Annotated in this window: 12 protein-coding genes; 4 read left to right on the top strand and 8 right to left on the bottom strand. The window is 67.7% G+C overall.

What is annotated here, in order from left to right; all coding sequences use genetic code 11:
- The first annotated feature begins 27 nt into the window (after positions 1–27).
- Together AB0N05_RS31720 and AB0N05_RS31725 are read left to right on the top strand one after the other, a co-directional pair.
- Complete coding sequence (locus AB0N05_RS31720; protein ID WP_364700667.1) at positions 28–1,671, top strand: alpha-(1->6)-mannopyranosyltransferase A; 1,644 nt, start codon at positions 28–30, stop codon at positions 1,669–1,671.
- Entirely contained in the window at positions 1,668–2,606 is a 939-nt protein-coding gene (locus tag AB0N05_RS31725) for a phytoene/squalene synthase family protein (RefSeq protein ID WP_364700669.1), read from the top strand. The genes AB0N05_RS31720 and AB0N05_RS31725 overlap by 4 nt, the downstream gene beginning before the upstream one ends.
- 137 nt (positions 2,607–2,743) lie before the next feature.
- On the opposite strand, the gene AB0N05_RS31730 is transcribed toward AB0N05_RS31725, so the two are convergent.
- Positions 2,744–3,112 carry an Rv2175c family DNA-binding protein gene (locus AB0N05_RS31730; protein WP_364700671.1) on the bottom strand — a complete coding sequence of 123 codons (369 nt, stop codon included), beginning with the start codon at positions 3,110–3,112 and terminating at the stop codon, positions 2,744–2,746.
- A 105-nt stretch (positions 3,113–3,217) separates the two neighbouring features.
- Between AB0N05_RS31730 and pknB the strand changes: the two genes are divergently transcribed.
- Complete coding sequence (gene pknB, locus AB0N05_RS31735) at positions 3,218–5,209, top strand: Stk1 family PASTA domain-containing Ser/Thr kinase (protein ID WP_364700909.1); 1,992 nt, start codon at positions 3,218–3,220, stop codon at positions 5,207–5,209.
- Positions 5,210–5,223: 14 nt separating this feature from the next.
- On the opposite strand, the gene AB0N05_RS31740 is transcribed toward pknB, so the two are convergent.
- The 3 genes from AB0N05_RS31740 to AB0N05_RS31750 form a co-directional block, all read right to left on the bottom strand.
- Complete coding sequence (locus AB0N05_RS31740; RefSeq protein ID WP_364700673.1) at positions 5,224–5,577, bottom strand: hypothetical protein; 354 nt, start codon at positions 5,575–5,577, stop codon at positions 5,224–5,226.
- The gene (locus AB0N05_RS31745; protein WP_364700675.1) at positions 5,577–5,816 is read right to left on the bottom strand and encodes a hypothetical protein; all 240 of its coding nucleotides are present in this window, start codon (positions 5,814–5,816) and stop codon (positions 5,577–5,579) included. The genes AB0N05_RS31740 and AB0N05_RS31745 overlap by 1 nt, the downstream gene beginning before the upstream one ends.
- A gap of 114 nt (positions 5,817–5,930) precedes the next feature.
- Positions 5,931–7,319, bottom strand: coding sequence for a class II 3-deoxy-7-phosphoheptulonate synthase (locus AB0N05_RS31750; RefSeq protein ID WP_364700677.1), 1,389 nt, complete (start codon positions 7,317–7,319; stop codon positions 5,931–5,933).
- A 201-nt stretch (positions 7,320–7,520) separates the two neighbouring features.
- Here AB0N05_RS31750 and AB0N05_RS31755 point away from each other — a divergent pair, with 201 nt between their 5' ends.
- The gene (locus AB0N05_RS31755; RefSeq protein ID WP_364700679.1) at positions 7,521–8,021 is read left to right on the top strand and encodes a polyadenylate-specific 3'-exoribonuclease AS; all 501 of its coding nucleotides are present in this window, start codon (positions 7,521–7,523) and stop codon (positions 8,019–8,021) included.
- A gap of 70 nt (positions 8,022–8,091) precedes the next feature.
- Here AB0N05_RS31755 and AB0N05_RS31760 read toward each other — a convergent pair whose 3' ends face one another.
- The 4 genes from AB0N05_RS31760 to AB0N05_RS31775 form a co-directional block, all read right to left on the bottom strand.
- Positions 8,092–8,817, bottom strand: coding sequence for a lysophospholipid acyltransferase family protein (locus AB0N05_RS31760; RefSeq protein ID WP_364700681.1), 726 nt, complete (start codon positions 8,815–8,817; stop codon positions 8,092–8,094).
- Positions 8,818–9,076: 259 nt separating this feature from the next.
- The gene (locus tag AB0N05_RS31765) at positions 9,077–10,078 is read right to left on the bottom strand and encodes an ROK family glucokinase (protein WP_364700684.1); all 1,002 of its coding nucleotides are present in this window, start codon (positions 10,076–10,078) and stop codon (positions 9,077–9,079) included.
- Positions 10,075–11,361 (bottom strand): hypothetical protein, encoded by a 1,287-nt coding sequence (locus AB0N05_RS31770; protein WP_364700686.1) that lies wholly within the window; start codon positions 11,359–11,361, stop codon positions 10,075–10,077. Before AB0N05_RS31770 ends, AB0N05_RS31765 begins: the two co-directional genes overlap by 4 nt.
- Complete coding sequence (locus AB0N05_RS31775; protein ID WP_364700688.1) at positions 11,358–12,626, bottom strand: ArsA family ATPase; 1,269 nt, start codon at positions 12,624–12,626, stop codon at positions 11,358–11,360. Before AB0N05_RS31775 ends, AB0N05_RS31770 begins: the two co-directional genes overlap by 4 nt.

Raw genomic sequence — 12,626 nt, forward strand, 5'->3', positions numbered from 1 at the left:
GACCTTTCCGGGGGGAATAGACCGATCATGCCGACCCCCGATACGGACGCCCCTGCCTTGCCTGACACCCCCGGCGCTACCGCCGACCTGATCACCACCGGCGGCGCCACCACCCACAACTGGGTGCGCCAATGCACCGACTTCGCGCGCAGCCCGGAGGGACATGCGGCGGCGCTCGGCTTCTTCGGGGCCCTCATGATCACCTTCGGCGGGTTCGGCGCGGGCAGTGTGCGCCGCAATGACCCACTGCTGGAGACGGCGCACCTGTCCTGGCTGCGGTTCGGGCACGGCTACGCGCTGTCGACGGTGTTCGTGTGGATCGGCGTGGTCGCCATGATCACCGCGTGGGTGCGGCTCGGGCGCGCGACCATCGGCACGGTTCCCGGCGCATCGGTGACGCTGAACGAACTGCGGGCGATCGTCGGCATCTGGGTGTTCCCGCTGCTGTTCGCGGTGCCCATGTTCAGCCGCGACGCCTACTCCTATCTGGCGCAGGGCGCGCTGCTGCGCGACGGGTTCAATCCTTATCTGGTCGGCCCGGTCGTGAATCCCGGTGTGCTGCTGGACAATGTGAGCCCGGTCTGGACCACCACCACCGCGCCGTACGGGCCGGTCTTCCTGCTCATCGCGCGCGGCATCACCTCCATCACCGGCGACAATGTGGTGGCGGGGACGATCGCGCTGCGCCTGGTCATGCTGCCGGGCCTCGCGCTGATGATGTGGGCCGTACCGCATCTGACCAAACACCTCGGCGGTAAGCCGACCACGGCCCTGTGGCTGGCGGTGCTGAATCCGCTGGTGCTCATTCACCTCATCGGTGGCGTGCACAACGAGATGCTCATGGTCGGCCTCATGGCCGCGGGCATCGCCATGGTGCTGGAACATCATCATGTCGGCGGCATCGTGGTGGTCGCCATCGCGGTCGGCGTGAAGGCGACCGCGGGCATCGCGCTGCCATTCCTGGTGTGGATCTGGATGATTCACGAACGCGAGCGCCGCGCCGCGCTGGGTGAGGGCGCGCTGCCGCATCCGGTCCGCATGTTCGCCAGGATCGCGGGACTCGGCGTCGCGGTGTTCGGGCTCGTCTTCGTGATCGCGACCGCGCTGACCGGGCTGGGCCGCAATGGCTACGGCTGGCTGACCGCGCTGTCCGGGTCGAAGAAGATCATCAACTGGCTGTCGCTGCCGACCATCATGGCGCACGCCGTCACCTGGGTGACGCCGCTGCGACTGGAATCGGTACTGGTGGTGACCCGAGCCCTGTGCGCCATCGCGCTCGTGGCCATCCTGGCCTGGACGTGGTGGCGGTTCAAGAATAGCGAGAAGGAAGCCATCCTCGGCATCACCATCGCCTTCGTGGCCATTGTGATCCTGTCCCCGGCCGCGCTGCCCTGGTACTACTCGTGGCCGCTGGCGCTGCTCGCCGGATTCGCGCTCTCGACCCGGACCTTGCAGGTGATGGTCGGGCTGTGTACGTGGCTCATGCTGGTGTTCCAGCCGGACGGGTCGATCGGGCTCTACAACTTCTGGCATGTGGCGCTGGCGACCTTCGCCTCGGTGGTGGCGGCGATCTCGCTGTGCACCGTCGATCCATTGAAGTTGCGCGCCAACCAGACTCACCCGCATTCCGCCCAGACTCACCCGCATCCCGGCCAGCCGACCCCGGTATGAGCTCGGCGGAGCTGAATCGCGCGTACCGGGACTGCCGCCGCATTGCCGCCGCCCACGGACGCACCTATTTCCTGGCCACCCGCCTGCTGGAGCCGGAGCGAAGACCGGCCGTGCACGCGCTGTACGCGTTCGCGCGCATGGTGGACGACGTCGTGGACGATGCCGACGCGCCCGCCCGTTCGCTGGAATCCGCCGCGCGCCTGGATCGCATCGAGGACGACCTGCGCGGCTATCTGGTCCACGCGCCCACCGAGGCCGCCGACGCCGAACACCGCGTCCTGCTGGCCGTCTCCGACACCATTCGCCGCTATGGCATTGCCGCCGAACACTTCTGGGTGTTCCTCGACTCCATGCGCATGGACATCCCCGGCAGCCCGCACTACCGCGACCGCTACCCCACCATGGCGGCGCTGCGTGAATACATGCGCGGTTCCGCGGCGGCCATCGGCCTGCAACTACTCCCCGTACTGGGCACCGTCGTCCCGACCGCCGACGCCGAACCGGCGGCCGCCGCACTGGGTGAAGCCTTCCAGCTCACCAATTTTCTGCGCGATATCGCCGAAGACCTCGACCGCGGCCGCATCTACCTCCCCGCCGACGAACTGGCCGCCTTCGGCGTGGACGACGAACTACTCCGGCACTGCCGCGAATCCGGCCGCACCGATCCCCGCGTCCGCCGCGCCCTGGCTCATCTCATCGCCGTGAATCGCGGCATCTACCGCCACGCCACGCCCGGCATCGAATTGCTCACGCCCCGCGTACGTCCCGGCATCCGGACCGCCGCCACCCTGTACAGCGCCATCCTCGATGAAATCGAACGCGGCGACTACGAGGTCTTCACCCGCCGCGCCGTGGTCCCGCGACACCGCCGTCTGCGCGTCGCGGCAAAGGAATTCGCGCTGGCCGCCCCCACTCAGCGCGCCGCCCTCAGCTAGCCCCGGACCTCGAGTCGATTCGGCGGCCGGGAGAACGCTGCCGGGGTCCGGCGATATGTAGAGGTGTGGAAGTTCTCAGTTCGCGCGAACTCTCGCGCCCGGTGCTATCGGCATCGGACGCGAGAGTCGGCTGTTATTCAGAAGGGATCGGCTGCTGCTCGACGGATGACCTCGCGGGCCAAGGGGCCGTGAAGGGCGTCGATGGGGCGACCGGGAAGGGACTCGTCCTCCGTGTAGATCCACTGGAGGATTTCTTCGTCGGTATATTTGCCGTCGCGCATGACCGTGATCAGAGGGGCCACGTGCTTGGCTACTTCGCCGGTGGAATCGAAGAATTCCTTCGGGACACCGACCACGCCATCGCGGCGCACCGCGAGGATCTGATGCTCACGGAGCATCTGATGAACTCGGGTGACGACCAGGCCAAGCTGTTCGGCCACGTCGGGCAGCGGGATCAGGGTCACCGAATCCGACAGGACATCTTCGCTGCATGGGAAGGCACTCACCCGCATAACGGTAGTCGTACGCGCCGCTGAGGTCGCATCACACCCCCGCACGGCTACCATCGGGTGAGCCGCACGGGCGGACCATGAAGATCGGAAGGGTTGCAGTTGATCGGCCAGATGCTGGAAGGGCGCTACCGCATCGACGCGCCGATTGCGCGTGGCGGCATGTCCATGGTGTTCCGGGGGGTGGACACCCGCCTGGACCGACCGGTCGCCATCAAGGTGATGGATCCGAAGTTCGCATCCGATCCACAATTCCTGACTCGCTTCGAACTCGAAGCCCGCGCCGTCGCCAAACTCAAACACCCGTCCCTGGTCGCGGTATACGACCAGGGTGTGGACGGTGACCACCCGTTCCTCATCATGGAACTCGTCGAGGGCGGCACGCTGCGCGAACTGCTACGCGAACGCGGACCCATGCCCCCGCACGCGGTGCGCGCCGTCGCCGAACCCGTGCTGCAAGCCATCGGCGTCGCGCATGCGGCCGGGCTGGTACACCGCGATATCAAACCGGAGAACGTGCTCATCTCCGACTCCGGGGAAGTCAAGATCGCCGACTTCGGTCTGGTGCGCGCCGTCGCAGAGGCGAAGGTCACCTCCGACAGCGTGATTCTCGGCACCGCTGCCTACCTCTCCCCCGAACAGGTCACCAGCGGCAGCGCCGACTCGCGCAGCGACGTGTACTCGGCCGGTGTGCTCATGTTCGAAATGCTCACCGGAAGAACCCCGTTCACCGGCGACAATTCGCTGTCCATCGCCTTGCAGCGGGTCGAGAACGATGTGCCCAGCCCGAGCCGGTTCATTACCGGGGTGCCGCCGGAGATCGACGAGTTCGTCGCCCACGCCACCGCGCGCGAACCCTCGCACCGCTTCTCGAACGCCACGGATATGGCGAGAGAACTGCGGCGCGTCGCGCGCGAACTGCAACTTCCGGACTACCGGGTGCCCGCACCCAAGGAATCAGCCGAGCATCTCAGCTCCAACTACCGCGTCCAGCCCGCGCCTGTACCGGCCCGGCATGCCCCGTCGAGACCCGCGCCCTACGGCGCGACCGATCTCACCACGCGGATTCCCGCGGATCCGCCGACCATGCAGGTGCCGCCGCATCAGCACACCAGAGTCATGACGGCCGCGCGGGAAATGCCACCCGAGTACGCCGCCGCACCCCCCGGGCCGCCGGGGAACCATCAGGGCTATCAGTCCGAGATGATCGAGAATCGCGGGAAATCCCGTAAGACCGTGCTCATTTGGCTGGGCGTCGTGGTGACGCTGGCAATCGTGCTCGGCATCGGCGGCTGGTGGGTCGGGGTGGGACGCTTCGAAGCGGTACCGTCCGTAGCCGGACTCACCACCGATAAGGCGATCGCGGCGCTACAGGACGCGGGCTTCAAGACCGAGACCCGGAACAAGGCCTCCGACATCATTCCGGTCGGCAATGTGGTCGGCACCGATCCGGCCACCGGAACCAAGGTCACCAAGGGCTCGACGGTGGCGGTCCTGGTCTCCAGCGGTAAACCGAAGGTCCCGGACATATCCCCCGGACAAGATGTCAGCAGTGTCAATAAAGCCATCAAAGACGCGGGCCTGACCCCCATCGACGCCGGGGAAGTCGGCAGCACCGCCGCCAAAGGCACTGTCGCCAAGGTGGATCCGGCCCCCGGCACCGTGCTCCCGGCGGGCGCGAACGTGAAGGTCTACCGCAGCAAGGGTTCCGCCCCCGTCAAGATCCCCGATGTGCGAGGCAAAACCGAGGACGAGGCCAGAACAGTCCTCGAAGCCGCGAAGGTGACGGTGAGTTCCACCCGCACCCAATACGATTCCAAAATCAAATCCGGCCAAGTGATCGGCACCGATCCCGCCGCAGGCACCACGGTCGACTCCGGCACCGTAGTTCTCATCATCAACAGTGCCGTCGACGTCCCGAATGTGCTCGGCGCCAATGTCTCCGCCGCCCGCACCAAACTCCAAGCCCTCGGCCTCCAGGTAACGGTCCGCCAACTGGCCGACAACGACAGCTCCATCGTCATCTCCCAATCCACCGCCCCCGGCGGCACCGTCGAGCCCGGCTCGACCATCACCCTGGTGGCCATCCCGTAGAACCGCTCAGCTTTCTACTCGCCTACGTAGTCGACGAAGGCCGCGAACACCTGCCGCATCGTCGCCTGACTCACTACCCCGATCGGTTCGGTGAACCACGACATCGGAATAACCTTCGGCCAGTACACCAACACGGCGCCGCCCGGCAGCGGGTCCAAGTCGCCAAGGGGCACAACAAGGCTGAACGCCGATGGTGAAAGATCCGCATCGATGGAGTCCCGCACCGGGAGAACCAGCGCCGTCTGCATCGACCGGTTCGCGCCGTCGTTCGACACAACCAGAACCCGTTCGCCCGACAGCGCCGACGGCTTGTCTCGGCCGCTCACGCCCGGCAAGTAGGACCGTATCTCGCCCCGCCGCACCGCCATCAGCGAGCCGTATCGGCGATGGCAGCCTCATTCAGTGCGTGATCGGCTAGAGCGCGGTCTTCCACACTCATGTCTTGGCGGCTTTCCCACTCCGAGATGGCCTCGCCCGCGAGATACATCAGTTCATGACGTGCGGCGCGTTCCATGAAGGCGCTGATGTTCTCGTCCGCCGCCTTGGACACGACCCGCACCCTGTCGAGGACGTGCTTGTCGATCGAAATGGAGGTATTCGACTTCATACCACGAACGGTACCAGCGACCCTGATACTGCGGGCCGACAAACAGCGAACGGCCTGATCGAATCGATCAGGCCGTTCGGGTGAATCCTGCTGAGTGCGAGCGTTATTCGAGGATCAGCGCAGCATTTCCGCTACCAGGAATGCCAGTTCCAGGGATTGCTGGGTGTTGAGGCGGGGGTCGCAGGCGGTTTCGTAGCGCTCTTCGAGGTTGAGGTCGGAGATGTCTTGGGCGCCGCCGAGGCATTCGGTGACGTTCTCGCCGGTGAGCTCGATGTGGAGGCCGCCGGGGTGGGTGCCGAGGGCGTGGTGGACCTCGAAGAAGCCCTGGACCTCGTCGACGATGCGGTCGAAGTGGCGGGTCTTGTAGCCGGTGGAGGCCTCGTGGGTGTTGCCGTGCATGGGGTCGCACTGCCAGATCACCTGGTGGCCGGTGGCTTGGACCTTCTCGATGATGGGGGGCAGCACGTCGCGGACCTTGCCATTGCCCATGCGGGCGACCAGGGTCAGGCGGCCGGGCTCATTGTTCGGGTCCAGGCGCTCGACGTATTCCACCGCCTGCTCGGGGGTGGTGGACGGGCCGATCTTGAGGCCGATCGGGTTCGCCAGGAGTTCGGCCAGCGCGATGTGCGCGTGGTCGAGCTGACGGGTGCGCTCACCGATCCACAGGAAGTGCGCGGACAGGTCGTACAGCACCGGCTCGCCCGTGACCGGGTGCTCGCTCAGGCGCAGCATGGCCCGCTCGTAATCCAGCACGAGGGCCTCGTGGCTGGCGTAGATGCGCGCGGTGGACAGGTTCGGATCATTGACCCGGCAGGCCTTCATGAACGCCAGCGCGCGATCGATCTCGGCGGCCATCGCCTCATAGCGGGCCCCGGCCGGGGACTGGGCGACGAACTCGCGGTTCCAGTCGTGCACCTTGTGCAGGTCGGCCATGCCCGCGGAGGTCAGCGAGCGGACCAGGTTCATGGCGGCCGAGGCATTGGCGTAAGCGCGCACCAGGCGCGACGGATCATGCTCGCGCAGGCCGTCTTCCGCGACCAGGGAGTTCACCATATCGCCGCGGTAGGACTTGAGGCCCAGCGAATCGACATCGGAGGAACGGGGTTTCGCGTACTGACCGGCGATCCGCGCCACCTTCACCACGGGCAGGCTGGCGCCGTAGGTGAGCACGACGGCCATCTGCAGCAGGGTGCGGATATTGCCGCGGATATGCGGTTCGGTGTTGTCGGCGAACGTCTCGGCGCAATCGCCGCCCTGCATGAGGAAGGCCTCGCCGCGCGCGACCTCGGCCAGGCGCGCCTTCAGCTCCTCGACCTCGGCGGGCACGCAGATGGGCGGCACGCTCTCCAGCACGGTGCGCATCTTGGCGGCATGCTCGGGATCCCAGGAGGGCTGCTGCACGGCGGGGCGGGCCAGGGCCTCGTCGAGGCGCCGACGCAGCTCGGCGGGCAACGGAGGCAATTCCGGCAAGCGATCGATCGGTACGTCGACGGTCCAGTTCACCCGTTCAGAATACGGACCGCGACAAACCCCGCGGACCACCCCCAGGGTGAATTCCCGGCACCACCTTTGCCCGCCCGCCGAGCGCCGCCCCGAGTGCGGAACATAGGCTGGATGACCGGATGATCTGCCCGGATCATCTCCCACCACACGGCATCGGCGGCCCACGCCGGCGGCCGCGGACCTAGGAGCTGACCTCTCTCGTTGCGGTACTTTTACGACTCGGAATTCATCGAGGACGGGACCACCATCGACCTCGTCTCCATCGCCGTGGTGTGCGAGGACGGGCGCGAATATTACGCGGTCTCAACCGAATTCGACCCCGAGAAGGCCGGTCCCTTCGTCCGCCGCAATGTGCTGCCGAAGCTCCCCCCGCCCTCCTCCACCCTGTGGCGCAGCCGCGAGAAGATCCGCGAGGACCTCTACAAATTCTTCCTCCCCCGCCCCGGTATCGAACCGGAACTGTGGGCCTGGGTAGCCGCATACGACCACGTGGCCCTCTGCCAGCTCTGGGGTTCCATGGTCGACCTGCCCACCGCCCTCCCCCGCTACACCAATGAGCTCCGCCAGCATTGGGACCAGCACGGCCGCCCCCCACTGCCCCCCATCCCGAAGGACGCCCACGACGCCCTGGCGGACGCCCGCCACAACCTCGCCAAATTCGAGGCGATAGAGGCTCATCGCCGCCGTCAGGCTGCTTCTTGAGCTCGCACGAACCAACGAATCGGGCCCCGAGAGAATGAACTCTCGGGGCCCGATTCGTGATTGAGGAAGGTCAGCTCGCGATGGTCTGCGGGATGCGGTCTGCGTCGGGGCGGGAGCCGGAGGGCGCACCCTTCTTCAGGCTGGCGGCGTAGACGTCGACGTACTCCTGGTCGCCCATCCGCATGAGCTCGTACATGATCTCGTCGGTGACGGCGCGCTCCACGAAGCGGTTGCCGCCCATGCCTTCATAGCGAGAGAAGTCGATGGGCTTGCCGAACTTGACGGTGACCTTGCGGGCGCGCCAGCGGAACGGTCCGGGAGGGCACACCTCGTCGGTGCCGATCAGAGATACCGGGATCACCGGTACCCCGGTCTCCAGGGCGAGGCGTGCCACACCGGTTTTGCCCTTGTACAGGCGGCCGTCCGGGGAGCGGGTGCCCTCGGGGAACAGGCCGACCAGGCGGCCTTCCTCGAGCAGTTTGCGCGCGGTGTGCAGCGCGCCCTCGGCGGCGGCGGCGCCGGAACGATCGATCGGGTGCTGGCCGGCGCCGGAGAAGAAGAACTTCTGCAGGCGGCCCTTCAGGCCCGGGGTGGTGAAGTACTCGGCCTTGGCCAAGTAGGTGATGCGTCGCGGGCTCGCCAGGGGGGTGAACAACCAGTCGGTGAATGACAAGTGGTTAGCGGCCAGAATGGCTGCACCATCGGCTGGAATGTTCTCGACACCCTCGACTTTGGGCCGGTTGACGAGATGAATGAACGGCCCCACCAGAACGAACTTCAGCAGCCAGTAGAACATTGCGTCCTTTCCCCATTTTCGATACCCGGGACCGGCCTCGTTGCGGGCACCACACTCGTTAGCCGACTCTACCGCCGAGACCACTCGGTGACCAACCGCTCCCCACCGGAACAGTCCGCGTCACACACCTTTTACGCCCCGGAAGCATCCCCGGCGCTCCATACGGTTTCGCTATTACATACCTGCGCGCCTTCTCGACAGCTGCAGGGGTTGTAAGGCCTGCAGCTGTCGAGAAGGCATGCAACTTCTGGGAGGTCGGTCAGCGGCCGGGGCCGACGGGGACCGCATTGTGCGGGACCTCGAGAGCGGCGCGGGCGAGTTCGGCCGCGCCGATCATGCCCGCCGCCTCACCGAGCTGGGCGGTGCGGATGCGAGCCAGGCGGCGGTGGCGGGCACCGGTGATGGAGGCCGCGTAATGGTCGCGGGCATCGTCCAGGAACAGCGGAGCCGACGAGCTCACGCCGCCCGCGACCACGATGAGATCCGGATCGAAGAGGTCGCTCACGAAGGCCAGGCCCAGGCCCAGCCAGCGGGCGAACTCGGCCATCACATCGAGGGCCACCGGGTCGCCGCCCTCCGCCGCGCCCGCCACCCGGCGGCCGGTGAGGGAACCCGGATCGCGCAGCGCATCGCGCGCCAGCTGCTTGGACCGCTGCGGATCGGTGGCCAGCATTTCCAGGGCGGTATCCACCAGAGCGGTTCCGCTGCAATACCTTTCCCAGCAACCCCGCTTACCGCAGGGACACGCGCGCCCCTGCGGCACCACCTGTAGGTGACCGAGCTCCGGCGCGACACCGTAACTGCCGCGATACAACTGGCCGCCGGTGAGCAGCGCGGCACCGATCCCGGTCCCGATCGCCACCAGCACCACATTGCGGCCACCCGCCGCGGCCCCGAACCGGTACTCGGCCCACAACGCCGCATTCGCGTCATGCTCCAAAATCACGGGCAGCCCGAGCCGATCGGTGAGCCGCTGCGCCACCGGCGCGTCCTCCCACGGCAGATGCGGCGCGAACCGCACCGTGGCCCGATCCTCGTCCACGAATCCAGCCACCGCGAGCCCGACCGCACCGATCTGGTGCCGCGCGCACAGTTCTCGCACCACCCGCGCGAGCCCATCCTCCAACGACCGCGCCGAATGCGGCGTCGAGGCGGTCACGGTATCGAGCACCTCACCCGACCCATCGACCACCGACGCACGAATATTCGTGCCGCCCACATCGATTCCGACTGTCAACGGCACGTCAACACCGCCCGTCATGCCTTGATAGTCACGTTGATGGGTACATATCCGGTCCGCCCGGTCCCCCGCCCTCCCGCGGGACTACCACCACGCCCGGCGCGCGCACCGCCGCCGGGCTGCTCGCCGGTACCAGGCTGCTGAGCGCCTGCTCCGGATGACGGACCGCCGCGACCCGACGGCTGACCATCGGCTCCTGGCGAGGCTCCGCCCAGCCGCGGCTCGGCCGCACCGGACGGCGTTGCGCCAGTGGCGGATCGACTATCGGCCGTATCGGACGTCCGAGCGCCGGTAGTGGCCTGCCGACCGGCGAATCGGGAGGGCCGTCCCGCTCGGCCGGGTTCCTGGCCGACGGCTCCGGGCATCGGCGGATCAGCAGAGGTATCAGGTGCGGCGACGGGCGGACCGAACGGCTGACCGGCAGTGCTGACCGGAACCTGGTCGGAGCCGCTGCCCGCGGTCGGGACGGACGCGCTACCCGCGGCCGAGGCGGGCGCGCCACCCGCGGTCGAGGCGGGCGCGCCACCCGCGGCCGAGGCAGAGGCGCGGCCTGCAGTCGAGGCAGCGGCGCGGCCTGCAGTCGAGGCGGCGGCGTGGCCTGCAGTCGAGGCGGCGGGGCGACCGGACGCGGCTGGTCGACGGGCGGCGCCCGGGCCGGGGCCGAACGGGTCGTCGGAATCGGTTGCCGCATTGGTGTTGTCGGCGGGGGCTTCGGTGCCGTGGGTGGCGGCGGTCGGCTTGCCTTGTGCGCCTGCGAGGAAGCGGGCGAAGAGGTTGCTCAGGGCGGTCGCCGCGTGGGAGGGCGTGCGGGTGCCTGTGGCGGAGCTGGTGTAGTGACCGCTGCCGGGGGTGGCCGGGCGACCGCGCGACGGGTTGCCGGTTTCGCCACTGTCCGAAGTGGATTCGGCCTCGGGGGCGTGGGTGCCGTAGTGGCCGCCGCTGAAGTTCTTCGGGTCGTGGAACCAGGCGTGGTATTCCGGGGAATCCGGGTCCAGGTCCGGGGGGATCACGGGTTCGACGGGGACACCGGCGAGGGCTTCGCGCAGGACCGTGACTATGGCGGTGCCGTGGTCGGCGATCGCCGCGACCACGTCGTGGTGCTCGCCTCGGACGATGGCCGCGGCCGCGCACACCGGGCACCAGCTGCAGCTGTCCCATTCGGTGCGGCCGTCGGAGGCGGTGCGGCGCAGGACCGGTTCGACTCGTTCGAGGACGGCCTCGGCGAGCAGGCGCAGTTCTTCGGCGAATTCGCTGAAGTTGTCGTCCGGGTACCCGGCGAACGGATGATGCTGTGTAGGAGTCATTGCGGCCATACCTGGGGATCGGGGCGGAAGCGGATCACCAATTGATCGCCGTCGAGTTCGGCGGCATCAACGGTGCACCGCCGCAATACCGGCGCCAGCCGCAGCCGGCGCCTGACCCCGTCCGCTCCCACGATCAAATCGTCCTCCACTCGTCCCAGCTGCAGGGTCGACGGATCGACCACGGGCAGATGCATCCGCATGGCGAACACCGAATGCACGCCCGCGCCGGATTCCAGCCGCACCACCGGCCCGGCGGCGACGGGCAGCACACCGTCCGCATCTGTGCCAAGCATAAGTACCGGACCCGATCCGACCCAGTTACCACTCGCGTCGACCGCATAGGACAGCGCCGACAATGAGCTCAAACCGACCGGTTCGGCTCCGGCGTGTCCCACCACCTGCACCGATACGCCCCTCATGCGTTTGCGGAGCGCGGTGACGACATCGAGCTGCTCACCACGCCGGTTGAAGTACCACTGGATCGCGGGATGCGGGACTTCGCCGGGAGACACCTCGGGTGAAGGCATTTCCGGCAGCACCTTGTTCACCAGAACAGCGTCCAACCGCAAGCCGAGCAACGCCGCCGCCGACCGCACCCGCGCCGATTCCGCCACCGCGACCTGCTCGGCGGCGGTAACCAGGCGGGCACTGGTGCGTGTGCGATCGGCGATGAGGTCCCGGGCCGCGGTCACCGCGTCGACGATCTGCTCCACCGCGATAGCCAGCATCGCGCGCTTCAAACCACCGTCGAAGCCGCCGAGCGCCCGAGTATGCGCGGGCCACACCCGCTCCAGATAGCCGAGCAGCGTGTCCGGTGCGGTGATGATGCGCAGCATGTCCGCCGACGGCGGGCAATCCACCACCACCACATCCCACCGCGCATCCTTGGTGAACTGCGTGATCTCCAGCAGCGCGAGCAGCTCCTGCACCCCGGGCAGCCCGGTCAACTCCGCGGGATCCAGTGCGCTCACATCGATTCCGAGATCTTCCCCTGCCCCGGCCGCCATCATCAACACCTGCCGGAAGCGATCCTCCAGCAGCGCAAGCGAATCCACTTCGATGACATCGAGCCCGGTCTGCACCGACGCGACCGCGGGCACCGCCCCGGCCTCGCGCCGGAATCTGAATCCCAGTGCGTCCCCGAGGGAATGCGCCTGATCCAGGGAGGCCAGCAGCACCCGCTGCCCGGATCTCGCATAGGCGAGAGCGGTCGCGCACGCCAGCGTTGTCTTCCCCACCCCGCCCTTGCCGATGAACAACTCCAC

Origin of the sequence: Nocardia sp. NPDC051030, assembly GCF_040683015.1 — a bacterium.
Classification (GTDB): Bacteria; Actinomycetota; Actinomycetes; order Mycobacteriales; family Mycobacteriaceae; genus Nocardia.

Excerpts from the sequence above, each read along its gene's own strand:
- AB0N05_RS31725 (WP_364700669.1), top strand. The coding sequence starts at position 1,668 with ATGAGCTCGGCGGAGCTGAATCGCGCGTACCGGGACTGCCGCCGCATT.
- AB0N05_RS31760 (WP_364700681.1), bottom strand. The coding sequence starts at position 8,817 with ATGTTCTACTGGCTGCTGAAGTTCGTTCTGGTGGGGCCGTTCATTCAT.
- AB0N05_RS31765 (WP_364700684.1), bottom strand. The coding sequence starts at position 10,078 with ATGACGGGCGGTGTTGACGTGCCGTTGACAGTCGGAATCGATGTGGGC.
- AB0N05_RS31745 (WP_364700675.1), bottom strand. The coding sequence starts at position 5,816 with ATGAAGTCGAATACCTCCATTTCGATCGACAAGCACGTCCTCGACAGG.
- AB0N05_RS31740 (WP_364700673.1), bottom strand. The coding sequence starts at position 5,577 with ATGGCGGTGCGGCGGGGCGAGATACGGTCCTACTTGCCGGGCGTGAGC.
- AB0N05_RS31720 (WP_364700667.1), top strand. The coding sequence starts at position 28 with ATGCCGACCCCCGATACGGACGCCCCTGCCTTGCCTGACACCCCCGGC.
- AB0N05_RS31770 (WP_364700686.1), bottom strand. The coding sequence starts at position 11,361 with ATGACTCCTACACAGCATCATCCGTTCGCCGGGTACCCGGACGACAAC.